The organism is Achromobacter sp. (genome assembly GCF_057314935.1).
Genome location: NZ_DBHKZA010000015.1, coordinates 62,998 through 89,313, shown reverse-complemented (window position 1 = coordinate 89,313; position 26,316 = coordinate 62,998). Strand labels below are relative to the sequence as shown.

Here is a 26,316-nt window from a genome sequence, read left to right as displayed (position 1 = left end):
GAGTTCAGGCCTTCGGACCTTAGCTCTGACCGTCCAACTTGCGGGGGTCAGTTCATTGCACAGGCGGGTTTTTTTACCCTTGAGGCTTCAAGGGGAATATGCGCCCCGGCGTCCCGTAAGCACGCGAACGGCGTGCGGCGGAGGCGCCTTCGGGCTGGCAGCCTGAATTACTTGCCTTGGGCGGCCAGCGCCAGGGCGGCGGCGTTCACCACGGCGGCGATACGGCCGGCGTCGCGCAGCTGTTCCGTCGACAAGCCGTCGTTCTTCAGGTTTTCATAGTGCGAGGCCACGCAGAAATGGCACTTGCCGATGATCGAGGCGACCAGCGCGAACAGCTCAAAGCGCTTTTTTTCCACGCCGCCATGGGTGGCGTAGGCGTTCATGCGCAACTGGGCCGGCAGGCTCTTCAGGTTGGCGTCGCCCGTCATTTCGACGTAGGGATACCAGGTGTTGTTCATGCCCATCAGCGCCGAGGCGGTAAGGGCGGCATTGGCGTCGCCTTCCGACAGGCCGCTCTTGAAGGCTTCCACCAGCACCGGGCTGCGCGCGGCATAAGCGGCGGACAGGGCGGCGCCCACGGCGTCTTCAGGGGCCAGCGTCGAGCGGGCAATCACGGCGTCCAGATTCAGGCGGATGTCCTTGGCCCAATCCGGGAGCTGTTCCTTAATGGTAGTAAGAAATTCCATAGTTTTTACCTATAATCTAGCGCAATTAAAGCCCAGCTCGGGGCCTGCAAGCAGGCCCGTTGCTGGGCTGGAAATTACAGCGTAGCGCCGCCAACCGTACGGTTGCACGGGCACAGCTCGTCGGTTTGCAGACCGTCAAGCAGACGCAGAACTTCTTCCGGGTTACGGCCGACGTTCAGGTTGTTCACCGAAACGTGCTGGATCGTGTTGTCCGGATCAACGATGAACGTGGCGCGCAGGGCAACGCCAGCGCCCTTTTCACGGACGCCCAGTTGGTCGATCAGGGCACCGGTGGTGTCGCCGAATTGGTAGTGGCCCAGCTTGTTCAGGTCCGGGTGCTCACGGCGCCATGCCAGCTTGACGAATTCGTTGTCGGTCGAGCCGCCCAGCAGGACGGCGTCGCGGTCTTCGAAATCCTTGGCCAGCTTGTTGAAGCCGACGATTTCGGTCGGGCACACAAACGTGAAGTCTTTCGGGTAGAAGTAGATCACCTTCCACTTGCCGGGGAACGAGCTTTCGGTGATGTCTTCAAACGCCGACACGCCATTTTCTTCGTGTTGGTTGAAGCCGGGCTTGACGCCGGTGACCTTGAAGGGCTCGAGTTTGTCGCCAACAGTTTTCATGTGTACTCCCAGTAGTTGTTGGTGGAAATAAGGCTGTGCCTTAAAGCATAAATTCTACGCTATGGATTATCGTTGTCTAATTGATAATTCCTAAACTTAGCTTTGGGCAACTCTATGCGTGCGGTGAGGCCGCCGCCCTCGCGCGGAAGCATCCGCAGCGATCCGCCCACGTGCTTGAGCAGGCGTTCGACGATCGCCAGGCCCAGCCCCGCGCCGCTGACGCCGGTGCGCGCCGCCTCGCCACGCGAGAACGGCCGCAGCAGGCGGTCCACGTCTTCAGGCGCGATGCCGGGGCCACGGTCGGCCACCTCGATCACGATCATGCCGCCTTCAGCTTGCAGTGTCATGACCAAATGGGCCATGCCGTCGCTGGAGCGTCCGTAGCGGCGGGCGTTCTCGATCAGGTTGCTGACCACGCGCTTCAAGTCCAGCGCCGTGATCCGGGCTCGCAGCCCGGGCTCCAGGGAGGCGTCAAGCTCGCCGCCCAGCGACGCCGTATGGCTGCGTTCGCGTTCGTACAGTTCGGCCAGGACCGCCGAGATGTCGGTCGCCAGCTGCGGCAGCGTGCCTGCGGGGCGCGCGTATTCCATCAGCTGGCCGATACTGTGGTCGATCTGGCCCAGGTCTTCGTCGATGGCCTGGCGCGCGTCTTCCGACACGCCGCTCAGTTCGATCTCAAGCCGCATGCGGGCAAGCGGCGTGCGCAGGTCGTGCGAAATGCCCGCCAGCATCAGTTCCCGGTCCGCCTCGGCCTGCCGCAAGTCTTTGGCCATGCGGTTGAACGAGGCGTTGAGGTCGCGGATTTCGAGCGGCCCCTGCTCGGGCAGAGGCGCAGGCGTTTCGCCGCGCGACAGCACCTGCGCCGCCCGCGCCAGCCGCGACAGGGGCCGGTTGACGAAGCCGACCGAGACCGCCGCCCCGACAAGGGAAAGCAGCAACGCCGTGGCGCCCCATCCCAGCCATTCGATCCCGCCCGTCAGCCCGATCTGTTCACGCTCGAACACCAGCCAGTACAGGTCTTTCTCTATCTGGAAGCTGACCCAGAAGCCGGGCACCTGGTTCACGCCCCAGGCAATCTGCGTTTCCGGGCCGAAGCGCGTGCGGATGTGCTGGGCAACGCGTTGCCAGTAGTCGTCGTCGGGAAGGGCTTCGGCAAAGTCGGTGACTTCGCGCGGATAGACCTGGATGCCTTCGTTGGTGGCGAGATCCAGCAGGAGCTTGCTGCGTTCGCCGTTATGCGAGTAGATCAGCGCCGTGCGCGTGATATTGACGGCCGTGATCACCCGCTGCGCCATTTGATTGGCGCGCGGTCCCAGCTCCATGCTGAAGAAGACTTGTAGCCACGCGCCCAGGCTGACGAGCATCAGCGCGGCAAGCAGCAGGAACGTGCGGCCGAACAAGCCGAGCCGCAAACGTGATGTCAGGTTCCTGAAGGTTCTGCGCAAGCGGGGCACGAGGCTGCGCTCCTGCCCGGGGCGGGCGAGCCGATCAGCTACCACCGTCCGGCACAAACACGTATCCAAGACCCCAAACGGTCTGGATGAACACGGGCTTGGACGGATTGGGTTCGATCAGTTTGCGCAGGCGCGAGATCTGGACGTCGAGGCTGCGATCGAAAGCTTCGTATTCGCGGCCGCGGGCCAGCTCCATGAGCTTGTCGCGGGACAGGGGAATCTTCGGATGGCGCGCAAACACCTTGAGCACCGAGAATTCACCCGTGGTGATCGGCACCTGTTCGCCGTTGCGCGTGAGCGTACGGGTGGACAGGTTGAGCACGTAGGGGCCGAAGGCAATGGATTCGTTTTCCTGGCTGGGGGCGCCGGGATGCTCCTCGGTGCCGCGGCGGCGCAGGATCGCGTTGATCCGTGCCAGCAGTTCCCGGGGATTGAAGGGTTTGGACAGGTAGTCGTCCGCGCCCATCTCCAGGCCCACGATGCGGTCGATCTCTTCCGCCTTGGCCGTGAGCATGATGATGGGGGTATTGTCGTGGCCACCGCGCAGCCGGCGACAGATGGACAAGCCATCTTCGCCGGGCAGCATCAGATCCAGCACGAGCAGGTCGAAGTGCTCGCGTTGCCAGAGTTTGCCCATCTCTTTGGCGTCTTCGGCAACGAAAACGTTGAATCCCTGCTCGGACAAATACCGGCGCAGCAAATCGCGCAAGCGCGGATCATCGTCGACGACGAGGATTTTTCGGGTGGGGGTGGTGTTTTGCGTATTCATGGCCGGAAATGTAACAGTGACGAGAACCAGCGGCTAGTGGGCGTTCACAAGATATTACACATTGCGAACCATGGTTGAAATCCCCCTTACAACCGGGGGCAAAGCCGCCGTATTTCGTACAATCTGCATCTATGGAACTAAACCTGCTGGCTTTGGAAACGTCTTCGTCCCGTTGCGGGGTGGCCCTTTTGCGGGCGGTCGATGGCCGCCTGGAGGTCAGTACCCGGGAACACGAGGGGTCCCAGGAGCATGCGGAACGGCTTTTGCCGATGGCCAACGAACTGCTGGCAGCGTCAGGGCTGGCGCCGTCCGCCCTGCACGCCGTGGCGTTCGGCCAGGGCCCGGGGGGCTTTACGGGGCTCCGCGTGGCCTGTGGCGTGGCGCAGGGCATGGGCCTGGGCCTGGGCATACCGGTGCTGCCCGTGGTGTCCCATCAGGCCGTGGCGGCCCAGGTGACCGATGCCACGCCGTCCGACGCCATCGTCGTGGCGCTGGACGCCCGCATGAATGAGGTCTATCTGGCGGTCTATCGCCCGGTGGCCGCCGGGGAAGGGGAATCCGGCTGGGAGGCCTTGCAGCCGCCCTTGCTGATCGCGGCGGCCGAAGTCGTGCCCTGGACCGAACACCATCTGCCCGCGTGGTCGGCGCAGGCGGGGCAGAGCCTGAACCTGGTGCTGGCCGGCGACGCCTGGGACGCCTATGCGGCCGACATGGCGCATCCCGCCGCATGGCGCCGCGCCGCTGACGCGCAACGGCCCGAAGCCGCCAGCGTGGCGCGCCTGGCGCGCCTGGGCTGGCTGCGCGGCGAGGCCCTGCCGCCCGAACAGGCCGCGCCGCTGTACGTGCGCGACAAGGTGGCCTTCACCACCGCCGAGCGCATGCGCGGCGAGGGCGGCAATCCCAAGGCGCAGCCGTCGCTGGCGCCCCAAGCCCCCCTGGCCACCTTGATTCCGCAGCCGCTCACCCAGGCAGACCTGGACGAGGTCGTCGCGCTGGAAGCCCATGTGCAGGCCTTTCCCTGGACGCACGGCAATTTCGCGGATGCGCTGGCCGCCGGGTATGGCGCCTGGGTGCTGCGCCGCGAAGGCAAGGTGGCGGGTTTCTGCATTCTGATGTTCGCGCCCGACGTGGCGCACCTGCTTGTGATCGCCGTGGCCAAGCACTTGCATCGCCAGGGCCTGGGCGGCGTGCTGCTTGACTGGTGCGAGCAGCAGGCGCGGGAGCGCGGGCTGGAAGGCGTGTTGCTGGAAGTGCGCCCGTCCAACGCGTCCGCCGTCAGCTTCTATCAACGCCACGGCTATCTGCAGATCGGCGTGCGGCGCGGGTATTACCCGGCCGCCAAAGGCGCCCGCGAGGACGCCCTGGTCATGCAGAAGCGGTTTGCCGCAGTGACAGAGGAAGCCGCATGACGGTGCCGACCGCCGCTGCCCAGCCGGCAGCCCCCCGCGTCAATCCGCTGCAGCGCATCTGGCTGCGGGAAATCGGCATGGAACGCTTGTGGATGCGCCCCGCGCCTGCTGCGGCGCGCCCGGCTGTTGCGCCTCAAGCGCCTGATTCCCAAACCGTTCCGGCGCCCGGCCTGGCGCCGGCCGTCGCCTCGCGGGACGTCGTGCCGGCAGGGGTTCCGCCGACGGTTGTCGCGCCGGCGCCCGCCGTGGCGCAAGCGGTGGCCGATCGTCCGGCGCCGGCCGAGGTTGTGGTTCCGACCACGCGCTCGAATGGCCGTCCGGGGATCCCGGCGTCCATCCTGAACCGCACCGGTCCGCCGCCGCGCCCCGTGCCCAAGGCGGCCGAGGACGAAGCTGTCGAAGCGCCTCGCATCCCCGTGGCGCAAGCCGTCAAGAACGCCACCCTGGACGAGCTGCGCGAGCAGGTCGTGGCCTGCACCGCCTGCGGCCTGTGCGACGGCCGGCGCCATGCGGTCTTCGGCCAGGGCGCCACGCCCACCCGCTGGCTCGTCGTGGGCGAGGCCCCCGGCGAGCAAGAGGACCGGCAGGGCCATCCCTTCGTGGGCCGGTCCGGCCAGTTGCTGGACGCCATGCTGGCCGCCGTGGGCATGAGCCGCGAGACCGACGTGTTCATCACCAACGTGATCAAGTGCCGCCCGCCGGGCAACCGCAACCCCAAGCCCGAGGAAATCGCGGCTTGCAGCCCGTACCTGATGCGGCAGATCGCCTTGCTGAAACCCGAGCGCATCCTCGTGCTGGGCCGTTTCGCGGCGCAGACCCTGCTGGGCACTGATGCCACCATCGGGAGCCTGCGCGGCCGCGTGCATGCGCTCAAGACGGACGAGGGCGTCGAGATCCCCGTCATCGTCAGCTACCACCCGGCCTACCTGCTGCGCAGCCCGTCCGAGAAGGCGCGCGCCTGGCAGGACCTGAAGCTGGCGTCGCGGATGGTGTGACCGTCCGCGGGCGCAAGCCTGTCCAGATAAGAAAAAACCGGGCCTGGGCCCGGTTTTTTCTTTGGAATATCAATTGCTTGGCGCTGGCGGCCTAGTGTGTGGAATCCAGCGCGCGGCCGTGGCCTTCCTGGCCGATCTGGTCGTGCAGGCCGGGGTTGGCCTGCATGTTGCGCTTGCTCCAGCGCATGAACACGACCATCAGCACGGCGACCACGGTGCCGAAGATGACGATGATCACGTTGATGGGCAATTGCAGCCACAGCAGCAGGGTGTACATCGCCACCATCAGCAGGATGTTGAGCTGTTCGTTGAAGTTCTGCACGGCGATGGAATGGCCGGCCGACAGCAGCACGTGGCCGCGGTGCTGCAGCAGGGCGTTCATCGGCACCACGAAGAAACCGGCCAGGCCGCCCGTGATCAGCAGCAGCAGGTAGACGCTCCAGGGCGAGTAGACCAGCGGCATCAGCAGCACGACCAGCCCCATGGCGGCCCCCACCGGCAGCACGGCCAGCGCGCGGCGCAGCGGGATGCGGCCCGCCAGGATCGAACCCACCACCGTGCCCAGCGCGGCCACGCCCATCAGCATCGAGGCCTTGTCCAGCTGATAGCCCAGGTGGCTGCGGCCCCATTCGATGACGATCAACTGGAGGGTCGCGCCGGCGCCCCAGAACAGCGTGGTGACGGCCAGCGAGATCTGGCCCAGCTTGTCGCGCCACAGGACGCAGACATAACCCCAGAACGTGCGGATCAGCCGCACGGGGTTCTTTTGCTGCGGCGGATAGCGCACATGGGTGCGCGGAATCATCAGGTTGCACAGCGCTGCCAGCAGATACACGAAGGCGATCACGAGGATGGCCGCTTCGGCGGGCGTGTGGACCAGGTTGCCGATGAACGAGTGGCTGAGCAGCGCGCTGGACACCGAGGACGAAATCAGCAGACCGCCCAGCACGGTGCCCAGGATGATGGAGAAGACCGTCAGGCCCTCGATCCAGCTGTTGCCTTTGACCAGCATGTGAGGGGGCAGCATTTCAGTGACGATGCCGTACTTGGCGGGCGAGTAGGCGGCGGCGCCGATGCCCACCACCGCGTAGGCCGCGCACACCAGATAGGTCTGATATTCCGGGGCGACGCCGATGCTGGCGTAGGAAAACATCAGCAGACAGCCGGCCACCTTCAGCGCGTTGGTGGAAAACATCACCCGGCCCTTGGGGAAGGAGTCCGCCAGGGCCCCGACAAAGGCCGCCAGCACCACGTAGGCCAGCGCGAAGGACCATTTCATCATGGGCGCCAACCAGTCGGGGCCGTGCAGTTCCTGTATCAAGGCGATGGCTGCGATGAACAGCGCGTTGTCCGCCAATGATGAGAAGGCCTGCGCGGCCATGACTAGATAGAAACCACGTTTCAAGAATGTCCCCGTTCTTTGGCCTGAGCCCGGCCGGTCCGCGTGAAAATTATGTGTCGTGCCAAAAAGTGTCAGGGAGTATAGCCGGAGCGCGGATGGGCGCTATTGAGCGTTTGCCCGCGGGTTGACCGTTGCTGACGTTTGGGGACAGACTGCCTGCGGTATCATACGACCCATATGTGAGCCGGCCCTTGAAGGGCCGGTTTGCAATCTATGCGGCAGGTCCGTTAACGCCTTTCGTTCAACCCACCCCGTCGTCATCGTACTGTGCGTCTCACTCAGCTAAAACTCGCCGGCTTCAAGTCCTTCGTTGACCCCACCGTGATCCCCGTGCCCAGCCAATTGGTAGGCGTGGTGGGTCCCAACGGCTGCGGAAAATCGAACATCATTGACGCAGTGCGCTGGGTGCTGGGCGAGGCCAAGGCCTCCGAGCTGCGCGGCGAGTCCATGCAGGACGTCATTTTCAACGGCTCGGGCCACCGCAAGCCGGCCGCCCGGGCATCGGTCGAAATGGTGTTCGACAACAGCGAGGGGCGCGCCGCAGGCCAATGGAGCACCTACGCCGAAATCGCCGTGCGCCGCGTCCTGACCCGGGACGGCACCAGCAGCTATTTCGTCAACAACCAGCAGGTCCGCCGCCGCGACATCCACGACATCTTCCTCGGCACCGGCCTGGGCGCTCGGGGTTACGCCATCATCGGCCAGGGCATGATCAACCGCCTGATCGAGGCGCGCCCTGAGGAATTGCGGGTGTTCCTGGAAGAGGCGGCCGGCGTGTCGCGCTACAAGGAGCGCCGCCGCGAGACCGAAAACCGCCTGTCCGACACGCGCGAGAACCTGACGCGCGTGGAAGATATCCTGCGCGAACTGAACAGCCAGCTGGAAAAGCTGGAAGCGCAGGCCGAAGTGGCCACGCGCTATCGCGAGCTGCAGGCCGACGGCGAAAAGAAGCAGCATGCGTTGTGGTTCCTGAAGGAAACCGGGGCGCGCGAAGAGCGCGCCAAGAAAGCCCAGGAAATGGCGCAGGCGCAGAACGAGCTGGAAGCCGCCATCGCCGGCCTGCGGGCAGGCGAGGCGGCGCTGGAATCCCGGCGCCAGGCCCACTACGCGGCCAGCGACGCCGTGCACGCCGCCCAGGGCGGGCTGTATGAGGCCAACGCCCAGGTCAGCCGCCTGGAGGCCGAGATCCGCCACGTGGTGGATTCCCGCAACCGCTTGCAATCGCGCCGCGACCAGCTGCAGCAGCAGATCGCCGAATGGACCAGCCAGCGCGAGCATTGCACCGAACAGATCGCCCAGGCCGAAGACGACCTGGGCGCCGCCGCCGCCCGCACCGAAGAGGCGCGCGCCACGGCCGAAGACGCCCAGGCGGGCCTGCCATCCGTCGAGCAGCGGGTGCGCGAGGCCGCCGCCGGCCGCGACGAGATGCGTGCCGCCCTGGCCCGCGTCGAACAGAATCTGGCGTTGGTCGCCCAGACCCAGCGCGACGCCGACCGCCAGATGCAGGTCCTGGAGCAGCGCCGCGAACGCCTGCAGCAGGAACTGCGCGAACTGCACGCCCCGGACCCGGTGCGCCTGGAGCAGTTGGCCGGCGACCGCCTGGCAGGCGAAGACCAGTTGGAAGAGGCCCAGGAGGAATTGGCCACGCTGGAAGGCCGCGTGCCCGAAGCGGATGCCGAGCGCAGCCGCGCCCAGGCCGCCGCCCAGACCGACGTCCAGAATCTGGCGCGCCTGGAAGCCCGCTTGTCGGCGCTGGTGAAACTGCAGGAAGACGTGCAGAAGCAGGGGGCGCTCGAACCCTGGCTGGCCAAGCATGAACTCGCCGGCCTGTCGCGCCTGTGGCAGAAGCTGCATGTCGAGCCGGGCTGGGAAACCGCCCTGGAATCGGCGCTGCGCGAACGCATGGCGTCGCTGGAAGTGCGCAGCCTGGATTGGGCCCGCGCGTTTGCCGAAGACGCGCCGCCCGCCCGTCTGGCCTTCTACCAGTTGCCGGTTGCCGCGCCCACGCCGCCCGCGCCCGCCGGCCTGACGCCGCTGGCCAGCCTGCTGCGCATCACCGATCCCGACCTGCGCACGCTCTTGAACGATTGGCTGGCCGGCATCTACACCGCCACCGACGTGACGCAGGCCTTGGCCATGCGCGCGACCTTGCCTGCGGGCAGTGCCTGCGTGGTCAAGGCCGGCCATCTGATCGACGCGCACAGCGTGCGCTTCTACGCGCCGGACTCCGAGCAGGCCGGCCTGCTGGCTCGCCAGCAGGAAATCGAGAACCTGCAGCGCGAGATCAAGGCCCTGCAACTGATCGCCGACCAGGCGCGCGCCGCTGTCGCCCGTGCCGAAGTGGCCTGGCAGCAAGTGTCCCAGGCGATCGCCCCGGCGCGTACGCGCGTGGCCGAGGTCACGCGCCGGGTGCACGACATCCAGCTGGAACACTCGCGGCTGCAGCAGCAGGCCGAGCAATCCGGTGAACGCGCCTCGCGCCTGCGCCAGGACCTGGAAGAAATCAAGGTCCAGGAAGAAGACCTGCTGGCCACCCGCGAAGAGGCCGAAGCCCGCTTCGAGGCCCTGGACGAGGAACTGGCCGAGCACCAATCCCGTTTCGCCGACGCCGAAATCGACGGTGAAACGTTGGCCGCCCAGGCCGAGGCCGCCCGCACGCGCCTGCGCGAGCTGGAGCGCGCGGCCCAGGAAGCCGAATTCGCCGAGCGCGGCATCCAGGTCCGCATCACCGACCTGCAGCGCAACCAGCAATTGGCCGCCGACCAGAGCCAGCGCGGTTCAGTCGAACTGGAACAACTGATGGGCGATCTGGCCGAACTGGATGCCTCAGCGTCCCAGGCCGGCTTGCAGGACGCTCTGGAAGCGCGCGCCGAGCGCGAGGAAGCGCTGTCGCGCGCGCGCCAGGAAATGGAAAACCTGGCCGCCTTGCTGCGCGGCGCCGACGAAGACCGGCAACAGCAAGAGCAGACGCTGGAACCGCGCCGCGCGCGCATCATGGAATTGCAGTTGCAGGAGCAGGCCGCCCGCCTGGCCGAAGAACAGTTCACCGAACAGCTCAACGCGCGTGAAGTCGACCGCGAGGCGCTCGCCCAGGATCTGGCCAACGCCCCTGACGAATGGCGCCGCGCCAGCTGGCTGCAGCAGGAAGTGGGGCGCATTTCGCGCCAGATCGAGTCGTTGGGCTCCGTCAACCTGGCGGCGCTGGACGAATTGAACACCTCGCGCGAACGCAAGGGCTTCCTGGACTCGCAGCACCAGGACTTGATGACCGCCATCGAGACCCTGGAAGACGCCATCCGCAAGATCGACCGCGAAACCCGCGAGCTGCTGCAAGAGACGTTCAACATCGTGAACGGCCACTTTGGCGAGCTCTTCCCGAAGCTGTTCGGCGGAGGCGAGGCCAAGCTCAGCATGACCGGCGAGGAAATCCTGGACGCGGGCGTGCAGGTGATGGCGCAGCCTCCGGGCAAGCGCAACAGCACGATCCATCTGCTGTCGGGCGGCGAGAAGGCGCTGACTGCGACCGCGCTGGTGTTCGCGCTGTTCAAGCTGAACCCGGCGCCGTTCTGCCTGCTGGACGAGGTGGACGCGCCGCTGGACGACGCCAACACCGAACGTTATGCGAACCTGGTCGCCAGCATGAGCGAGCAAACCCAGTTCCTGTTCATCTCGCACAACAAGATCGCCATGCAGATGGCCAAGCAACTGATCGGGGTAACCATGCAAGAGCAAGGGGTTTCGCGTATCGTTGCGGTAGATATAGATTCGGCCGTGCAAATGATGGCCTCCGAAGCGGCATAAACCCAATATTCAGAAAGGCGCCGCACTGTTGGCGCGGGATTTACACATGAGTGATTTGCAGATCGGGCTGATTGCCCTGGGCGTCTTGCTGATACTGCTGGTGCTGGGGTTCAACTGGTGGCAGGACCGGCGCGTCCGGCGCAAGATGCAGAGCCATTTCCCCACCTCCGAGCAGGATCCGCTGCTGGGCGGCGCCGCGGCGGCCAGCGCCACGGCGGCGGCTTCGGGGGCGACTTCGCGTCGCGAACCCGGCATGGGCGGCGATGCGCCGCGCGCGCAAGGCCAGCCTGCGCCCGTGGATCCGGGCAGCGATGCCGACGACGCCGAGGAACCCGATCCCGCCTGCGAAGTGGTCATCGAGATCAACTTCGCCGAACCGGTGCGCGGCGCCGACCTGCTGCCGTACATGCAAAGCCTGCGGCATGTGGGCCGCAAGCCCATGCGCGTGTTCGCCGAAACCGACCAGCGCCGCCATCGCGCGCGGGTGCATGCCGGCGAGACCTATGCCTCCATGCAATTGGCCGTGCTGTTGGCCAACCGCAGTGGTCCGCTGACCGCCATCGAATGGTCGCAAGCCTGGGCCCGCGCGCAAGACATGGCCGAACGCTTCGACGCCACGATCGAGGGCCCGGACCAGCAGGCCGTGCTGGAGCAGGGCGCCCGCCTGGACGACACCTGCGCCGCCCTGGATACCCAGGTCGGCCTGACCCTCATGTTGGGCGCGGCCCAGCCGGCCGCTGAAGTCCTGTCCGTCGCCCGCGACACGGGTTTCGTGGCGGACGGCAACCGCCTGGCCTGGCCTGCCGAAAACGGCGTGACCCGTTTCACGCTGTCGCGTGCCGATGGTGCCGCCTTCGACGCCGGCATGGGCGGTGTCGAACGCCTGTACCTGCTGCTGGACGTGCCCTGCGCGCCGGCGGACAGCCGCGCCTTTGGCCGCATGGTGGATGTGGGCCGCGACCTGGCCGCGCGCTTGCGCGCAGAACTGGTCGACGACCAGGGCAAACCGTTGGCCGAAGGGTCGGAAACGGTCATCGACGAGCGGCTGCAAGTGCTGTTCGAACAGCTCGAACAAGCGGGCTTGCCCGCCGGAAGCGAGCGCGCTCAACGGGTGTTTGCGTAAATGAGCGGCACGTCCGGTGGGGAATCCGCGGCCCAGGCCGCGGCGCGCTTGCGCGCAGAGCTTGAACAGCACAACGTCCGCTATTACGTCTACGACGAACCCTCGATCTCGGATGCCGAGTACGACGGGCTGATGCGCCAGCTTGAGGCCCTGGAGGCCGAGCACCCCGAGCTTGTCACGCCGGAGTCGCCCACGCAGCGCGTGGGGGCCGCTCCGGTATCGGCCTTCGGCAGCGTGCGCCATGTGGTGCCGATGCTGTCGTTGAACAACGCGTTCGACGAGGAAGAAGTCGCGGCCTTCGATCGTCGCGTCACGGATACGCTGCGCGGCGCGGGCCTCTTGGGCCCGGCGCAACAGGCCGATTATTTCTGTGAATTGAAGCTGGACGGGCTGGCGATCAGCCTGCGCTATGAAGACGGCCGGCTGGTGCAGGCCGCCACGCGCGGCGACGGCCAGACCGGCGAGGACGTCACCTCCAATATCCGCACGATCAAGGCGATTCCGCTGCAGTTGAAGGGCGCGGCCCCGAAGGTGCTGGAAGTGCGCGGCGAAGTGCTGATGAACCGCGCCGACTTCGAAAAGTTGAATGTGGCCCAGGCCAAGCGCGACGAGAAGGTGTTCGTCAATCCGCGCAATGCCGCCGCCGGCAGCCTGCGCCAATTGGACCCGCGCATCACCGCCAAGCGGCCGCTGCGCTTTTTCGCGTATGGCTGGGGCGAGGTCCAGGGTTTGCCCGGCGCACAGAATGGCCTGTTCGACGAGACGTCCGCCGGCGCCGGCCAAGCCTCGGTGCTGCCGGAGAAATCGCACGGCGCGATGTTGGCCTGGCTGCACGAGCTTGGCCTGCCGGTCAATCTGATGCACAACCATCGGGCCTCCGGCGCCGAAGGGCTGATGGCGTTCTACGCCAAGGTGGGCGCGATGCGCGCGACCTTGCCCTACGACATCGACGGCGTGGTCTACAAGGTGGATTCGCTGCCGGCCCAGAAGGTGCTGGGTTTCGTGGCGCGTGCCCCGCGCTTTGCGCTGGCGCACAAGTTCGCCGCTGAAGAGGCCACGACGACCCTGCTGGATATCGAAGTGCAGGTAGGGCGCACCGGTGCGATCACCCCGGTGGCTCGCCTGAAACCCGTGTTCGTGGGCGGGGTCACGGTCACCAACGCCACGCTGCACAACGAAGACGAGATCCGCCGCAAGGACGTGCGAATCGGCGACACGGTCATCGTGCGCCGCGCCGGCGACGTCATTCCGGAGGTGTTGGGACCGGTGCTGGAAAAGCGGCCGGACGACGCCAGGGAATTCGTCATGCCGACGGCTTGCCCGGTCTGCGGTTCGGCCATCGAAAGGCTGGAAGACGAAACCATCGCGCGCTGCACCGGAGGCCTGTTCTGCGGCGCGCAGCGCAAGCAGACCCTGTGGCACGCGGCCAGCCGCAAGGCGCTGGACATCGAGGGCCTGGGCGAAAAGCTGGTGGACCAATTGGTCGATAGCGGCCGCGTGAAGACGCTGGCCGATCTGTACAGCCTGCGTCCGCTGGAACTGGTGGGGCTGGACCGCATGGGCCAGAAGTCCGCCGACAACCTGGTGGCTGCCATTGAAAAGGCCCGCGAGCCCGGCCTGGGCCGTTTGCTGTTCGCGTTGGGCATCCGCCACGTGGGCGAAACGACCGCCCGGGATGTGGCGCGGCATTTCGGCAGCATCGACGCGATCATGGATGCCGACGAAGAAGCCTTGTCGTCCGTGCCGGACGTGGGGCCGGTGGTTGCGGCTTCCATTCGCCGCTTCTTCGCCGAGCAGCACAACCGCGATGTGATCGAACAACTGAAGGCCCAGGGTGTGAACCCGGTGGCCGAAGCCGTGCCGCAAGGCACGACACTTGCCGGCAAGACCTTTGTGTTGACGGGCACGCTGCCCAACTGGACGCGCGAAGAGGCTTCGATGCACATCCAGGCAGCCGGCGGCAAGGTCAGCGGCTCGGTGTCCAAGAAGACCGCGTATCTGGTTGCGGGTGAAGAGGCCGGCAGCAAGCTGACCAAGGCGCAGGAACTGGGCGTGACGGTGCTGGACGAAGACGCGCTGAAAGCCTTGCTGGGCATGTCCTAGGCCACAGGCCGGCCTTTCCTGCAAAATAAAAAAGCTGCGCGCCTTGGGCGCGCAGCTTTTTTTGCATTCGGGCTGCCCAGGGCAAAAAAAACTGCCCGCATCGGCGGGCAGTTTTCTTGTGTGGCGAGAGGCTTACTGAATCTTGGCCTTGTCGCGCAGTTGCTTCTGGTAGTCGGCCAGGGTTTGCTGGCGCAGCATTTCTTCCAGTTGCGGACGCACTTGATCCAGCGGCGGGAATTCCACCGGGCGGGTGTCGTCAACCATGATGATGTGCCAGCCGAACTGGGTTTGCACCGGCTTGTCGACCAGTTGGCCCTTCTTCAGCTGGGTCACGGCTTGCGCGAACGGCTGGACGTAGTTGGTCGGGGGAGCCCAACCCAGATCGCCACCCTTTTCGGCGCTGCCGGGGTCCTTCGAGTTCTTCTTGGCCAGGTCGTCGAACTTGCTCTTGTTGCTCTTGATCTGGGCCAGCAGGTCATTGGCCGTCTTCTCGTCTTCGACGAGGATGTGGCGGACCTTGTATTCCATCTTGCCGGCTTGTTCCTTCTTGATCTTGTCGTATTCCGCCGTGACCTTGGCGTCCGACACCGGATTCTTGGCCAGGTAGTCGGCCATCAGGGCGCGCACCAGGATGCCTTGGCGGGCCAGTTCGACTTCAGTCTGGACGTCGGCTTGCTTGGCGATGCCGCTGGATTCGGCGGCTTGCACGAAGATCTGGCGGTTGATCATTTCCTGCTTGACCTGTTCGCGCAACTGCGGCGAATCGGTCGCGCCCTGGCTGACCAGCAGCTTGACGAATTGATCCAGGTTCTTTTGCGGAATGGCCTTACCGTTGACGGTTGCCACGTTTTGCGCGAAAGCAGGCACGGCGATGACGCAGGCCGCAGCCAGCATGACGATGCGTTTCATGAATATCCTTTGACTTTCTATTTGGGAGCCTGGGCATCTAGCGCAAGCGCATGAATCGGATAGGGGATCAAATCTTGCAAATGATGATACACCAGCCTATGTCGCGCCACGGCGGAGAGCCCTGCAAAGCAAGACGCTACGATGTGCACGCGATAGTGGCCGGCGCCGTTTTTACTGCCTTCGTGGCCGGCATGCAAATGCGAGTCGTCCAGAATGTCCAATGTGAGGGGTTCCAGAGCGGCTAGGCGCTCCCGGATCAGGGCGATGCGATCGGTGGTTTCTGACATGGCGGCAATATATAAGTTCCGGCGCGCGCCGCCAAGGAAGGCTCGCGCGCCGAGGGAGGGTTGAGCCGTCTCGCGGATCAGGGCTTGCTGGGCGGGGTGTCCGAACCGGCGTCTTCGTCGGTCTGGATGTGCTTGCCCAGCCACACCGACTGGCCGATCACGAAGACGACCATCAGGCCCATCAGGCCAAACGCCTTGAAGCTGACCCACTGCGACTCGGTGAAATGGCCCGAGAACGCCACGTACAGGTTCAGGGCGCCGGCCACGAGGAAAAATCCTGCCCAGATCAGGTTCAACTTGTCCCACGCCGCATCGGGCAGCTGGATCTGCTTGCCCATCAGGTTGCGGATCAGGTTGCGGCCCATCAGCAGGCGGGCGAACAGCAGCGCGCCGCCGAACAGCCAGTACAGCACCGTGGGTTTCCACTTGATGAAGACGTCGCTATGCAGCCAGATCGTTGCGCCGCCAAAGACCAGGATGACCGTCAGGTTGATCCAGTGCATGGGCTCGGTGGGCCGTCCCGTTACTTTTAGCCAGACGATCTGCCCCACGGCCGCGGCCATCGCGACGCCCGTGGCGATGTAGATGTCCGAATACCGATAGGCGATGAAGAACAGTAATAGCGGGAACAGGTCGAACAGAAACTTCTTCATTCAGTCTTCTATGGGTTCAAACGTCATCGACAGGGAATTGATGCAGTAGCGCAGCCCGGTGGGTTCGGGACCGTCGGGGAAGACGTGTCCCAGGTGCGAGTCGCACACATTGCACAGCACTTCGGTGCGCACCATGCCGTGGCTGACGTCGCGTTCCTCGCGCACCAGTTCCGGGTCCAGCGGCTGGAAATAGCTGGGCCAGCCACAGCCGGCGTCGAATTTGGTGTCGGATGCGAACAATGCCGTGCCACAGCCCACGCAGCGGTAAATGCCCGGTGTGGTGGTATTCCAATAACGCCCGGTGAATGCGCGTTCGGTACCCTTTTGCCGGGTGACCACGTATTCTTCGGGGGACAGTTGTGCACGCCATTCGGCGTCGGATTTGCGTACTTTTTCCATATGAGCTCTTGGAGTCCCGATGCCCGAAATGGTTCGGGCATAATCCCGCCCCATGTTAATCGAGTTTGACCAGGCGGTAGTGGCTACGCCCCAGGCGGAAGTATTGCGCGGGGTGAGCGTAACCCTGGCCGAACGCCGCATCGGCATTGTCGGGCCCAACGGCGCGGGCAAGAGCACGCTGGCCCGTCTGATCAACGGCCTGGTGCTGCCCTCCTCGGGCAGCGTTCGCGTGGGCGGGCTGGACACCCGGCATGACTTGAAGGCCGTGCGCCGACAGGTGGGCTTCGTGTTCCAGAACCCGGAAAATCAGATTGTCTTTCCCATCGTGCGGGAAGATCTGGCGTTTGGCCTGAAAAATCTGGAGCCGGATCGCACGCGACGCGAAGCCCGCATCGATACCCAATTGGGCGCCATGGGCGTGGGGCATCTGGCCGACCGGACCAGCCATACCCTGTCGGGCGGCGAGCGCCAACTGGTGGCGCTTGCCGCCGTGCTGGTCATGGAGCCGGCGTTGATCGTCTTTGACGAACCCACCACCCAGCTCGACCTGCGCAACCGCAACCGCGTGCGCCGCGCCATTGAAGGCCTGCCGCACGACGCCATCGTCGTCAGCCACGACCTGGAGCTGCTGGAAGATTTCGACCGGGTGCTGGTCGTGCGCGACGGGGGCATCGCGGCCGACGATACGCCGGCTGCCGCCTTGCGCTGGTACCGGGAGCACTGCGCATGATGGAGCCGCTCTACCTCGCCGGCCAGTCGCCGCTGCACCGGCTGCCGGCCTGGCTGAAGCTGGCCGTGCTGGCGGCGGCGGGGGCCGGCCTGTTTATGTTGCGCGATCCGCGCTGGCTGGGCCTGGCCTTCGCCATGGCCGCCGCGCTGGTGGCGTCCACGGGGGTTTCCGCGCTTGGCGTCTGGCGTCAGGTGCGGGGGCTGCTGTGGGTATTGCTGGCGGTCGGGCTGTTCACCGGGTGGTTCCAAGGCTGGATCGACGCGCTTGCCGTGGTGCTGCGCGTGGGCGCGATGGTGGGGCTGGCGCTGGCCGTCACGCTGGCGACCCGTACCTCCGATCTGATCGCCGTCTGCGAAGCCGTGTTGAAACCGCTTGAGCGCGTCGGCCTGGTCGATGCCGGCAAGGTGGCACTGGCTTTGGCCCTGGCCTTGCGCTTCGTGCCGGAAATATGGCGCAACTTCCAGGAGATTCGCGAAGCACAGGCGGCGCGCGGCCTGGGCGCCCATCCGGTGGCCCTGATCGTGCCACTGATTGTGCTGACGTTGAAGCGCGCGCAGGAAGTGGCCGAAGCGATTGACGCGCGCAGCCCCTGACGGGCGCGCCCATCGTACTGATTTCGAAGAGGGTAGACCATGAAATCCAATAACACCGTGCTGATCGCGCTGTTCGCGGCGCTGATCGTCGTTCTGAGCCTGATGCCGCCCATTCCGCTGCCGGGCATACCCGTGCCGATCACCTTGCAGACCTTGGGCGCCATGCTGGCCGGGGCGATGCTGGGGCCCGTGCGCGGGGCGCTGGCCTGCCTGCTGTATCTGGTGTTGGCGGCGATTGGCCTGCCGGTGCTGCCTGGCGGCCGCGGCGGCCTGGGCGCCTTCATGGGGCCCACGGGCGGGTTCCTGGTCGGGATGGTGGTCGGCGCGTTCGTCACCGGTTGGCTGGCGCGCTTGCTGGCCGGCCGCGCGACGAGCGCCTGGGCGAAGTGGGCGGGGTATGTCGTTGCTTGCCTGATTGGCGGCATTGCCGTGGTCTATGCGTTCGGCGTGCCGTGGCTGGCCTCGGTGACCAAGATGGGCTTGCCGAAAGCCGCCACCGCCGTAGCGGTCTTCTTGCCGGGCGATTTGGTCAAGGCCGTGGTGGCCGCCTGGGTGGCGTCGCGTGTGGAACGCGTCTGGCCGATGCTGGGCCGATAGGCCCAAGGGAATCCCCCTACTGACGCGTCAAAACGTTTTCTAGTACAAGTTCGCCATTAACGAACGCATTTGCTAAGACAAGGTTTCGGTAGCACATCAGGGATTTACCGTATTTGCGTGACGTCATCTGATACTGTTTTAACCATATAATATTTTTTTCTGTATAACTTTAACTAGGCTCGCTTCGCCTCAATCGAGGCACATAAGAGCCACCACAGGAGACAAAAATATGCGCAAGCACTTCGGCTTGTCCGCGGCGGCTGCCGCTGTAGCCCTGACTCTGCCGCTCCTGGCGAGCGCACAGGTCAAGGTGGGCGTGACGGTATCCAGCACCGGCCCCGCCGCGTCGCTGGGCATCCCCGAGCGCAACACCGTGGCATTGCTGCCCAAGGAAGTGGCCGGCCAGAAGATCGAATGGATCGTTCTGGACGACGCCACCGACACGACGCAAGCCGTCAAGAACTCGCGCAAGCTGGCCTCCGACGACAAGGTCGACGTGCTGATCGGCACGTCCGTGACGCCGGGCTCGCTCGCCATGGTGGACGTGGCCGCCGAAGCCAAGGTGCCGATGATCAGCGTGGCCGCCAGCGCCAAGATCGTCGAACCGGTGGACGAGAAGCGCCGTTGGGTCTTCAAAACCCCGCAGAACGATGCCCTGATGGCCGGCGCCCTGGCTGACGCCATGGCCAAGTCCAAGGTCAAGACGCTGGGCTTCATCGGCTTTGCCGACGCCTACGGCGACGGCTGGCTGGACGTGATGCAAAAGGCCGCCAAGGCCAAGGGCATCGAGATCGTCGCCATTGAAAAATACAGCCGCACCGACACCAGCGTGACGGGCCAGGTCCTGAAGCTGGTCGGCGCAAAGCCCGACGCGATTCTGATCGCCGGCGCCGGCACCCCGTCGGCCCTGCCGCAGAAAGAACTGAAGGCCCGCAACTACGGCGGCACCATCTATCAGACCCACGGCGCCGCCAACAACGACGTGCTGCGCGTCTGCGGCAAGGACTGCGACGGCATGTTCCTGCCGGCCGGCCCGCTGCTGGTGGCGGCCCAGTTGCCCGATTCCAACCCGGTCAAGAAGTCGGCCCTGGCCTACGTCGAGACCTACGAGAAGGCCAACGGCGCCGGCTCCACCAACACGTTCGGCGGCCACATGTGGGATGCCGGCCAATTGGTGGTTGCAGCATTGCCGGTGGCGCTGAAGTCGGGCGCCAAGCCCGGCACGCCGGAATTCCGCGTCGCCATGCGCGACGCGCTTGAAGGCGTGAAGGATCTGGCTGCCTCGCAAGGCGTGTTCAACATGTCGCCCACCGACCACGCCGGTTTTGACGAGCGTTCGCGCGTCATCGTCAAGGTCGAAGGCGGCAAGTGGGTCTATCAGCCCGGCCTGTAACTCCCCAGGATTGCCCGATCCACGGGTGCGCGACGTAAGGCAGGCGCCAGACGCTGGCGCTTGTCTTGCGGCACCCGAGCAATGCTTCGCACCGGCCTCTCCGGCCGGTGTGTCGTATCAGCAAGAAATCACAAGGTAGTTGTTCGATGGATTCCTCAATTGCGCTGATCCTGCTGCAAGACGGTGTCGTCAACGGCGCTATCTATGCCCTGTTGGGCATGGCTCTGGTGCTGGTTTTCGCCGTTACGCGCGTCATTTTCATTCCCCAGGGCGAGTTCGTGGCGTTTGGCGCCTTGACCCTGGCCATGCTGGTGGACGGCAAGGTGCCCGGCACCGCCTATCTGCTGCCGCTGCTGGGCGCCGTCTGCCTGGCGCTTGAACTGCTGCGCGCCGTGCGCACCCGCAGCTTTGCCGGCCTGCCCAAAGCGCTGGTGACCTGTGTCGTCCTGCCGCTGGCGCTGTTCTGGGTGACCAAGAGCTATACCGGACCGGACAACTCGCTGTGGCTGAACATGCTGCTGACGCTGCTGCTGGTGATCCCGATGGGTCCGATGGTTTACCGCATCGTCTACCAGCCATTGGCTGAGGCCACCGTGCTGGTGCTGCTGATCGTCTCCGTGGCCGTGCACTTCGCCTTGATGGGCCTGGCACTGGTGTTTTTTGGCGCCGAAGGCTGGCGCACGCCGGCGTTCGTCAGCGGCCAGGTGGATCTGGGCTTCATGGTCTGGTCCGCGCAAAGCCTGTTCGTGGTGGCGACCTGCGCGCTGCTGATCGTCGCCCTGTGGTTGTTCTTCGGCAAGACCTTGTATGGCCGCGCGCTGCGCGCCACGGCCGTCAACCGCCGCGGTGCTCGGCTGGTCGGCATCAGCACCACCATGTCCGGCAGCCTGACGTTCACGCTGGCCGTGGGCATCGGCGCCATGTCCGGCATGCTGATCGCGCCCATCACCACCGTCTACTACGACACGGGCTTCCTGATCGGCTTGAAGGGCTTCGTGGGCGCCATCATCGGCGGCCTGGCCAGCTACCCCATCGCCGCGGCCGGTTCGCTGCTGGTCGGCGTGCTGGAGTCGTTCTCGTCCTTCTGGGCCAGCGCCTACAAGGAAGTGATTGTCTTTACCTTGATTATCCCGGTTCTGGTGTGGCGTTCGTTCAGCACCCATCACGTGGACGAAGAGGAATAAACGCCATGAACCGCATTTTGCTTGCCGTATTCATCGTCGTCCTGGCGGGCCTGCCGTTGGTGCCGGTCACGCCTGAATTCTGGGTGACGCAACTCAATTACATCGGCCTGGCCAGTCTGGTTGTGCTGGGGCTGGTGCTCTTGACCGGCGTGGGCGGCCTGACCTCGTTCGGCCAGGCGGCGTTCGTCGGCCTGGGCGCGTACACCACCGCCTTCCTGACCACGCAGTACGACGTATCGCCCTGGCTGGCGCTGCCCGTCGGCCTGGTCATCACCGCCGTCGTGGCATATCTGCTGGGCGCGATCACGTTGCGCCTGTCGGGCCACTATCTGCCGCTGGGCACCATCGCCTGGGGCTTGTCGCTGTATTTCCTGTTCGGCAATATCGACTGGCTGGGCAAGCACGACGGCATCGCCGGCATCGAACCCCTCAGCGTTTTCGGCATTTCGCTGGCCAGCGGCCGGCACATTTATTACCTGATCTGGGTGTTCGTCCTGCTGGCGCTGTGGGCAACGCGCAATCTGCTGAACTCGCGTCCGGGCCGCGCCATCCGCGCGCTGAAAAGCGGCGCGGGCATGGCCGAATCGATGGGCGTGAACACGGCCGCGTACAAGGTCGTGATCTTTGTCTGGGCGGCATTGCTGGCCTGCATCTCGGGTTGGCTTTACGCGCACATGCAGCGCGCCGTCAGCCCCAGCCCCTTCGGCCTGAACTACGGCATTGAATACCTGTTCATGGCCGTGGTGGGCGGTGCGGGCTACGTCTGGGGCGCCTTGCTCGGTTCCAGCGTCATCCTGGTGCTGAAGGACCAGTTGCAGAACCTGCTGCCCAAGCTGCTGGACACCAACGCCAACTTCGAAATGATCGTTTTCGGCGTGCTGCTGATCCTGATGCTGCAATACGCCCGCAACGGCCTGTGGCCGATCCTGGCGGGCTGGTGGGGCAGCGTCACCGGCGCCGACGGGTCGCGCCGCAACCTGGCGCCGCCGGCCCCCGCGCCCGCCTTGCCGACGCGCGAGCGCCCGCAAGCGGGGCAGGTGGTGCTGGAAGTGGACGCCATCCGCAAGGAATTCGGTGGCCTGGTTGCAGTCAACGACATCACCTTCAAGGTCAGTTCGGGCGAAATCATGGGCCTGATCGGCCCCAACGGCGCCGGCAAGAGCACGACCTTCAACCTGATCAGCGGCGTGCTGCCGGTCACGCGCGGTAAGGTCACGTTCATGGGCCAGCGCATCGACAACCGCTCGGCGCGCGAGATCGCCAAGCTGGGCGTCGGCCGCACTTTCCAGCACGTGCAACTGCTGCCCGGCATGACCGTGCTGGAAAACGTGGCGCTGGGCGCGCACTTGCGCTCCGACGTCGGCGTGCTGGCGGGCGCCTTGCATTCGGACCGCGCCCGTGAAGCGCAGCTGCTGCACGAAGCCGCCGAGCAGATCAAGCGCGTGGGCCTGGGCGAGTACCTGTATGAGCAGGCCGGCAACCTGGCGCTGGGCCAGCAACGCATCCTGGAAATCGCGCGCGCCCTGGCGTCCGATCCCGTGCTGTTGCTGCTGGACGAGCCTGCCGCCGGCCTGCGCTACAAGGAAAAGCAGGACCTGGCGCGCGTGCTGGAACAGCTGCGCGCGGAAGGCATGAGCATTCTGCTCGTCGAACACGATATGGATTTTGTGATGCGCCTGACCAACCACCTCGTGGTGATGGATTTCGGCACCAAGCTGGCCGAAGGCGTGCCGGCCGACGTGCAAAAGAACCCGGCGGTGCTGGAAGCCTATCTGGGCGGCATCGACGACGACCTGCCCGAAGCGGATCAGGCCAAGCCCGTGTCGGCCGGAGGTGTGCAATGAGCGCGACGCAAACCCCCGTTCTGGAAGTCAGCAACCTGTCGGCCCGCTACGGCAAAGTCGGCGCGCTGGTGGGCGCCACCCTGACCGTGCCCGCCGGCAGCATCGTGACCGTGATCGGCGCCAACGGCGCCGGCAAATCCACCATGTTGAACGCCATGATGGGTTCCTTGCCGCAGACCGGCCATGCGGCCGGCACCGTGCAGTACGCAGGAACCGACGTGTCGAGCTGGCAGGTGGAGCGCCGCGTGGCGGCAGGCATGTCGCTGGTGCCCGAGCGCCGCGAGCTGTTCGGCACCATGTCGGTGGAAGACAACCTGCTCTTGGGCGGCTTTCGCCGCTACCGGGCGCGCGAGGCCGGCTGGCGCGACACGTTGAACGAAGTGTTCGACCTGTTCCCGCGCTTGCGTGAACGCCGCGCCCAGCAGGCCGGCACCTTGTCCGGCGGCGAACGCCAGATGCTGGCCGTCGGCCGCGCGCTGATGGCCAAGCCCACGCTGCTGATGCTGGACGAACCCAGCCTGGGCCTGGCGCCGCGCATCGTGCGCGAGATCTTCCACATCATCGCGCGCCTGCGCGAAACTGGCGTGGCGATCCTGTTGGTCGAGCAGAACGCCCGCGCGGCCCTGCAAGTGGCCGACTACGGTTACGTGCTGGAAACCGGTGAAGTGATCCTGCACGGCCCGGCGCGCGAACTGGCGGGCGACCCGAAGGTGATCGAAAGCTACCTTGGCCTGGGCAAGGGCGCGGAAAAAGACTGAACGGCCCCGAAGCCGACCCTGACAAAGCCGGACACCGACAGGTGCCCGGTTTTTTTATCTGTCGAACACCTCGACCACGCGGAAGCGTTCGCAGACCAGCATCATGTCCGGCGCATAGCCGCCATTGCGTTCGAAGTAGGCGATGTGCGCGTCCCGCCACACGTCGTAGGGGCCTTCGCCCTCGGCCAGCGCGAATGCTTCGTCCACCTGGTCAAAGCGCTGGATCAGCACGCTGATGGTCTCGATGACGCAAGCCGGCCGGCCCTTGCCGTCCAGCACCACGTCGCGCCGCCCGGCCGCGGGCACAGGTTCCTTGTCGTTGAAGTGATGAAGGGCGCCGCAGGTCGCCGTCTTGGTGCCGGCCAGCACCAGCGCCAGCAGTTCGTCGGCCAGCTCGGGCGAGTCGCCGAACTGGAACGTCACGGCGTTTTCGTAGGGGGCCGGGGGTTTCAAGCTTGGGGTGTCCATTGCAGGTTCAGCTCCTGGTCCATTTCAGGGTCGGACGTGGAAGGGGCGCCGGTTTCGATGCGTCCGGCCAGCCGGCGCGTACAGGCGGGGTCGTCGGGGACATGCACGGTAAGGTCATACCAGCCGCCCGTGCGCGTCATGTCCCACGACAATTCGACGGATTCGCCAGGCGCCAAGGCGGCGCCGGTTTGTGGCGGGTAGCGGTAGGCGTTGGCGTCGACACGGAACGTGCGCGGTTCGGGGCCGGGGTTATGCACCGTCAGCCGCAGGGACGCGCCAGGTGCCGCATAGGCGGCGGTGACTTCCAAGGACGGCGCTTTACCGGCCGCCGCGCGCCCCGTGCAATGGCGGTGGAACCCGTTCGGCCCCAGCACCCACAAGTCGTAGCGGCCGTCGTCACCGGCCGTCAGCCATTCACCCTCCAGCCGCTTGCCGGCTTCCACGGTGTAGCGGCGCGGGCCGCGGTCCAGATGCAGCCGGTCGTAGACATGCAGTACCGCGGCGGCCGTACCGACGTTCTCGAATTGCAGCGTGACGCGCTCGCCGTCCACCCGTGCGTGGGTATGCAGCGCGTAAGGCAGCGCGCGGGAGGGGCGCGTGCCCGATTGCTGGCGCGCCAGCGCCGGTTGCGCCGGCGCGGGGGGCGTCACGGTGCCGGGCAGGGCGGAGGCTTGCGCAGCCCGCTCGGCCGTGGCGGGAAAGTCGCGCAGCAGGTCGGCGCCGTCGGGGTTGGCGAAGTCGAAGATCGACGTCAGGTCGCCGCAGACGGCACGGCGCCAGGGCGAGATATTCGGTTCGGCCACGCCGAAACGCTGTTCGACGAAACGCAGCACCGACGTGTGGTCGAACACTTGCGAATTGACCCATCCGCCCTTGGTCCAGGGTGACAGCACGTACATGGGCACGCGTGGTCCCAACCCGTAGACGCCGTGCAGATGGGCAGGCGTGTCGTCCTTTTCCACGCCGGTGATGAGCTCGTGGTATTCGCCGCGGGTGTCCACGGTGGACGCGCCGGCCAGTGCGCCCGTGGCGTCGCGCGAAGGCGGGGCGGGCGGAGGCATGTGATCGAAGAAGCCGTCGTTCTCATCGAACATCAGCAGCAGGACGGTCTTGCTCCAGACCTCGGGATTGGCGGTCAGCGCATCCAGGACGCGGGCCGTGTAGTCCGCGCCCTGCGCGGGGCTCGAGGGGCTGGGGTGTTCGGATCCCGCCTTGGTGGCGCAGATCCACGACACCTGCGGCAGCGTGCCGTCCAGCACGTCCTGGCGCAGCAGGTCCAGGCCACGGGTCGTCAGCGCCTTTTCCTTCAGCGCGGCAAGCGATCCCGGCACCCCGTGGTAGGCATCGCGATAGGCTTTGAAGCCCGCCGTGGGATTCAGCGAGTAGTTGTCCGCCATGTTCTGATAGATGCGCCAGCTGACGCCAGCGGCTTCCAGCCGTTCCGGATAGGTGGTCCACGTGTAGGCGCGGGCGGGGTCTCCGCCCTTGAGCTTGTTGTAGACGTTGCCCAGCGCCGGGCCATTGCCGCGCCCTGCGCCGTCGTTCGTGCCGCTCCACACGAACAGCCGGTTCGTATTGGTGCCCCCGGTGAACGAGCAGTGGTAGGCGTCACAGAGGGTGAAGGCGCGCGCCATGGCGTACTGGAAAGGCATGTCGGCCTCGGTGTAGTACGCCATCGAATGGTTCTTCTTGGCGGCGGGCCAGCGGCCCATGCGGCCCGCTTCCCAGGCGTCCTGGGCGTTGGACCAGGTGTGCGGCGTGCTGGCCACGCGCAAGGTCTCGAAGGCTTCGCGCGTATCCAGGTGATAGGGCAGCACGGTGCGCGGGGCGCCGTCGTCGGGCTTGTCGTTGTATTGCGCCCAGACGGTGCGGTGGCGGGCCTCAGGGCTGTCCGGCACCGGGATGGGAAAGCGGTCGCCAAAACCGCGCACGCCCGCCAGGCCGCCGAAATAATGGTCGAACGAGCGGTTCTCCTGCATGAAGATCACGATGTGTTCGACATCGCGGATCGTGCCGGTGCGGTGGTTGGCGGGAATGGCCAGTGCGCGGCGGATGGAGGCCGGCAGCAGCGCCAGCGCACTGCTGGCGCCGGCCAGGGTTGCGCTGTTGCGCAGGAAGTCGCGTCGAGTCTGCATG

Annotated in this window: 23 protein-coding genes; 12 read left to right on the top strand and 11 right to left on the bottom strand. The window is 65.8% G+C overall.

What is annotated here, in order from left to right; genetic code table 11:
* Nucleotides 1–167: 167 nt before the first annotated feature.
* From ACO6D5_RS08090 to risA, 4 genes are all read right to left on the bottom strand, one after another.
* A complete protein-coding gene (locus ACO6D5_RS08090; RefSeq protein ID WP_006223770.1) occupies nucleotides 168–686 on the bottom strand; it encodes a carboxymuconolactone decarboxylase family protein in 519 nt (172 codons plus the stop codon).
* Nucleotides 687–760: 74 nt separating this feature from the next.
* Nucleotides 761–1,309 carry a peroxiredoxin gene (locus ACO6D5_RS08085; RefSeq protein WP_006217982.1) on the bottom strand — a complete coding sequence of 183 codons (549 nt, stop codon included), beginning with the start codon at nucleotides 1,307–1,309 and terminating at the stop codon, nucleotides 761–763.
* Between the two features lie 59 nt (nucleotides 1,310–1,368).
* Nucleotides 1,369–2,763: a sensor histidine kinase RisS gene (gene risS, locus ACO6D5_RS08080; protein WP_485825082.1), complete on the bottom strand. Its 1,395-nt coding sequence runs from the start codon at nucleotides 2,761–2,763 to the stop codon at nucleotides 1,369–1,371.
* 34 nt (nucleotides 2,764–2,797) lie between these two features.
* Complete coding sequence (gene risA, locus ACO6D5_RS08075) at nucleotides 2,798–3,532, bottom strand: response regulator transcription factor RisA (RefSeq protein WP_003813882.1); 735 nt, start codon at nucleotides 3,530–3,532, stop codon at nucleotides 2,798–2,800.
* A 131-nt stretch (nucleotides 3,533–3,663) separates the two neighbouring features.
* On the opposite strand from risA, the gene tsaB reads away from it, so the two are divergent.
* Together tsaB and ACO6D5_RS08065 are read left to right on the top strand one after the other, a co-directional pair.
* Entirely contained in the window at nucleotides 3,664–4,941 is a 1,278-nt protein-coding gene (tsaB, locus tag ACO6D5_RS08070; protein WP_485825081.1) for a tRNA (adenosine(37)-N6)-threonylcarbamoyltransferase complex dimerization subunit type 1 TsaB, read from the top strand.
* Entirely contained in the window at nucleotides 4,938–5,936 is a 999-nt protein-coding gene (locus tag ACO6D5_RS08065; protein WP_485825080.1) for a uracil-DNA glycosylase, read from the top strand. The genes tsaB and ACO6D5_RS08065 overlap by 4 nt, the downstream gene beginning before the upstream one ends.
* A 91-nt stretch (nucleotides 5,937–6,027) precedes the next feature.
* Here the strand turns inward: ACO6D5_RS08065 and lplT are convergent, their stop codons facing one another.
* A complete protein-coding gene (gene lplT, locus ACO6D5_RS08060; protein ID WP_315132470.1) occupies nucleotides 6,028–7,341 on the bottom strand; it encodes a lysophospholipid transporter LplT in 1,314 nt (437 codons plus the stop codon).
* A 264-nt stretch (nucleotides 7,342–7,605) separates the two neighbouring features.
* On the opposite strand from lplT, the gene smc reads away from it, so the two are divergent.
* From smc to ligA, 3 genes are read left to right on the top strand one after another with little or no spacing between them, the layout of a single operon-like run.
* Nucleotides 7,606–11,139 carry a chromosome segregation protein SMC gene (gene smc, locus ACO6D5_RS08055; RefSeq protein ID WP_485825079.1) on the top strand — a complete coding sequence of 1,178 codons (3,534 nt, stop codon included), beginning with the start codon at nucleotides 7,606–7,608 and terminating at the stop codon, nucleotides 11,137–11,139.
* A 46-nt stretch (nucleotides 11,140–11,185) separates the two neighbouring features.
* Nucleotides 11,186–12,262 carry a cell division protein ZipA C-terminal FtsZ-binding domain-containing protein gene (locus tag ACO6D5_RS08050; protein ID WP_315847070.1) on the top strand — a complete coding sequence of 359 codons (1,077 nt, stop codon included), beginning with the start codon at nucleotides 11,186–11,188 and terminating at the stop codon, nucleotides 12,260–12,262.
* The gene (ligA, locus tag ACO6D5_RS08045) at nucleotides 12,263–14,365 is read left to right on the top strand and encodes an NAD-dependent DNA ligase LigA (RefSeq protein ID WP_485825078.1); all 2,103 of its coding nucleotides are present in this window, start codon (nucleotides 12,263–12,265) and stop codon (nucleotides 14,363–14,365) included. It begins immediately after the preceding gene.
* Between the two features lie 132 nt (nucleotides 14,366–14,497).
* Here ligA and ACO6D5_RS08040 read toward each other — a convergent pair whose 3' ends face one another.
* From ACO6D5_RS08040 to msrB, 4 genes are all read right to left on the bottom strand, one after another.
* Nucleotides 14,498–15,274 (bottom strand): peptidylprolyl isomerase, encoded by a 777-nt coding sequence (locus ACO6D5_RS08040; RefSeq protein ID WP_006223778.1) that lies wholly within the window; start codon nucleotides 15,272–15,274, stop codon nucleotides 14,498–14,500.
* A gap of 17 nt (nucleotides 15,275–15,291) precedes the next feature.
* On the bottom strand, nucleotides 15,292–15,561 hold the full coding sequence (locus ACO6D5_RS08035) for a BolA family protein (protein WP_485825077.1): 270 nt from the start codon (nucleotides 15,559–15,561) through the stop codon (nucleotides 15,292–15,294).
* Nucleotides 15,562–15,638: 77 nt separating this feature from the next.
* Nucleotides 15,639–16,214, bottom strand: a complete 576-nt coding sequence (locus ACO6D5_RS08030) for a septation protein A (protein ID WP_315845177.1) — start codon at nucleotides 16,212–16,214, stop codon at nucleotides 15,639–15,641.
* The gene (gene msrB / locus ACO6D5_RS08025; protein ID WP_315845178.1) at nucleotides 16,215–16,613 is read right to left on the bottom strand and encodes a peptide-methionine (R)-S-oxide reductase MsrB; all 399 of its coding nucleotides are present in this window, start codon (nucleotides 16,611–16,613) and stop codon (nucleotides 16,215–16,217) included.
* Between the two features lie 52 nt (nucleotides 16,614–16,665).
* On the opposite strand from msrB, the gene ACO6D5_RS08020 reads away from it, so the two are divergent.
* From ACO6D5_RS08020 to ACO6D5_RS07990, 7 genes are all read left to right on the top strand, one after another.
* Complete coding sequence (locus ACO6D5_RS08020; RefSeq protein WP_485825076.1) at nucleotides 16,666–17,343, top strand: energy-coupling factor ABC transporter ATP-binding protein; 678 nt, start codon at nucleotides 16,666–16,668, stop codon at nucleotides 17,341–17,343.
* Nucleotides 17,340–17,936: an energy-coupling factor transporter transmembrane component T family protein gene (locus ACO6D5_RS08015; protein ID WP_485825075.1), complete on the top strand. Its 597-nt coding sequence runs from the start codon at nucleotides 17,340–17,342 to the stop codon at nucleotides 17,934–17,936. Before ACO6D5_RS08020 ends, ACO6D5_RS08015 begins: the two co-directional genes overlap by 4 nt.
* 39 nt (nucleotides 17,937–17,975) lie before the next feature.
* A complete protein-coding gene (locus tag ACO6D5_RS08010; protein WP_315845181.1) occupies nucleotides 17,976–18,533 on the top strand; it encodes a biotin transporter BioY in 558 nt (185 codons plus the stop codon).
* Nucleotides 18,534–18,762: 229 nt separating this feature from the next.
* Entirely contained in the window at nucleotides 18,763–19,926 is a 1,164-nt protein-coding gene (locus tag ACO6D5_RS08005) for an ABC transporter substrate-binding protein (RefSeq protein ID WP_485825074.1), read from the top strand.
* Nucleotides 19,927–20,072: 146 nt separating this feature from the next.
* Complete coding sequence (locus ACO6D5_RS08000) at nucleotides 20,073–21,110, top strand: ABC transporter permease subunit (RefSeq protein ID WP_315845183.1); 1,038 nt, start codon at nucleotides 20,073–20,075, stop codon at nucleotides 21,108–21,110.
* 5 nt (nucleotides 21,111–21,115) lie between these two features.
* Nucleotides 21,116–22,954, top strand: a complete 1,839-nt coding sequence (locus ACO6D5_RS07995; RefSeq protein WP_088587960.1) for a branched-chain amino acid ABC transporter ATP-binding protein/permease — start codon at nucleotides 21,116–21,118, stop codon at nucleotides 22,952–22,954.
* Entirely contained in the window at nucleotides 22,951–23,712 is a 762-nt protein-coding gene (locus ACO6D5_RS07990; protein WP_315845184.1) for an ATP-binding cassette domain-containing protein, read from the top strand. Before ACO6D5_RS07995 ends, ACO6D5_RS07990 begins: the two co-directional genes overlap by 4 nt.
* 54 nt (nucleotides 23,713–23,766) lie before the next feature.
* Here the strand turns inward: ACO6D5_RS07990 and ACO6D5_RS07985 are convergent, their stop codons facing one another.
* Together ACO6D5_RS07985 and ACO6D5_RS07980 are read right to left on the bottom strand one after the other, a co-directional pair.
* Nucleotides 23,767–24,165 carry an ASCH domain-containing protein gene (locus tag ACO6D5_RS07985; RefSeq protein ID WP_485825073.1) on the bottom strand — a complete coding sequence of 133 codons (399 nt, stop codon included), beginning with the start codon at nucleotides 24,163–24,165 and terminating at the stop codon, nucleotides 23,767–23,769.
* Nucleotides 24,162–26,315, bottom strand: a complete 2,154-nt coding sequence (locus ACO6D5_RS07980; protein WP_485825072.1) for a phosphocholine-specific phospholipase C — start codon at nucleotides 26,313–26,315, stop codon at nucleotides 24,162–24,164. The genes ACO6D5_RS07985 and ACO6D5_RS07980 overlap by 4 nt, the downstream gene beginning before the upstream one ends.
* Nucleotide 26,316 lies beyond the last annotated feature (1 nt).

Bases quoted from the DNA above. Each gene is read 5' to 3' on its own strand.
- ACO6D5_RS08065 (WP_485825080.1), top strand. From the start codon at position 4,938: ATGACGGTGCCGACCGCCGCTGCCCAGCCGGCAGCCCCCCGCGTCAAT.
- ACO6D5_RS08090 (WP_006223770.1), bottom strand. From the start codon at position 686: ATGGAATTTCTTACTACCATTAAGGAACAGCTCCCGGATTGGGCCAAG.
- msrB (WP_315845178.1), bottom strand. From the start codon at position 16,613: ATGGAAAAAGTACGCAAATCCGACGCCGAATGGCGTGCACAACTGTCC.
- ACO6D5_RS07990 (WP_315845184.1), top strand. From the start codon at position 22,951: ATGAGCGCGACGCAAACCCCCGTTCTGGAAGTCAGCAACCTGTCGGCC.
- ACO6D5_RS08005 (WP_485825074.1), top strand. From the start codon at position 18,763: ATGCGCAAGCACTTCGGCTTGTCCGCGGCGGCTGCCGCTGTAGCCCTG.
- ACO6D5_RS08035 (WP_485825077.1), bottom strand. From the start codon at position 15,561: ATGTCAGAAACCACCGATCGCATCGCCCTGATCCGGGAGCGCCTAGCC.
- ligA (WP_485825078.1), top strand. From the start codon at position 12,263: ATGAGCGGCACGTCCGGTGGGGAATCCGCGGCCCAGGCCGCGGCGCGC.
- ACO6D5_RS08010 (WP_315845181.1), top strand. From the start codon at position 17,976: ATGAAATCCAATAACACCGTGCTGATCGCGCTGTTCGCGGCGCTGATC.
- ACO6D5_RS08040 (WP_006223778.1), bottom strand. From the start codon at position 15,274: ATGAAACGCATCGTCATGCTGGCTGCGGCCTGCGTCATCGCCGTGCCT.
- ACO6D5_RS08000 (WP_315845183.1), top strand. From the start codon at position 20,073: ATGGATTCCTCAATTGCGCTGATCCTGCTGCAAGACGGTGTCGTCAAC.
- ACO6D5_RS08030 (WP_315845177.1), bottom strand. From the start codon at position 16,214: ATGAAGAAGTTTCTGTTCGACCTGTTCCCGCTATTACTGTTCTTCATC.
- ACO6D5_RS07980 (WP_485825072.1), bottom strand. From the start codon at position 26,315: ATGCAGACTCGACGCGACTTCCTGCGCAACAGCGCAACCCTGGCCGGC.
- risA (WP_003813882.1), bottom strand. From the start codon at position 3,532: ATGAATACGCAAAACACCACCCCCACCCGAAAAATCCTCGTCGTCGAC.
- tsaB (WP_485825081.1), top strand. From the start codon at position 3,664: ATGGAACTAAACCTGCTGGCTTTGGAAACGTCTTCGTCCCGTTGCGGG.
- ACO6D5_RS07995 (WP_088587960.1), top strand. From the start codon at position 21,116: ATGAACCGCATTTTGCTTGCCGTATTCATCGTCGTCCTGGCGGGCCTG.
- ACO6D5_RS08020 (WP_485825076.1), top strand. From the start codon at position 16,666: ATGTTAATCGAGTTTGACCAGGCGGTAGTGGCTACGCCCCAGGCGGAA.
- ACO6D5_RS08015 (WP_485825075.1), top strand. From the start codon at position 17,340: ATGATGGAGCCGCTCTACCTCGCCGGCCAGTCGCCGCTGCACCGGCTG.
- ACO6D5_RS08085 (WP_006217982.1), bottom strand. From the start codon at position 1,309: ATGAAAACTGTTGGCGACAAACTCGAGCCCTTCAAGGTCACCGGCGTC.
- ACO6D5_RS08050 (WP_315847070.1), top strand. From the start codon at position 11,186: ATGAGTGATTTGCAGATCGGGCTGATTGCCCTGGGCGTCTTGCTGATA.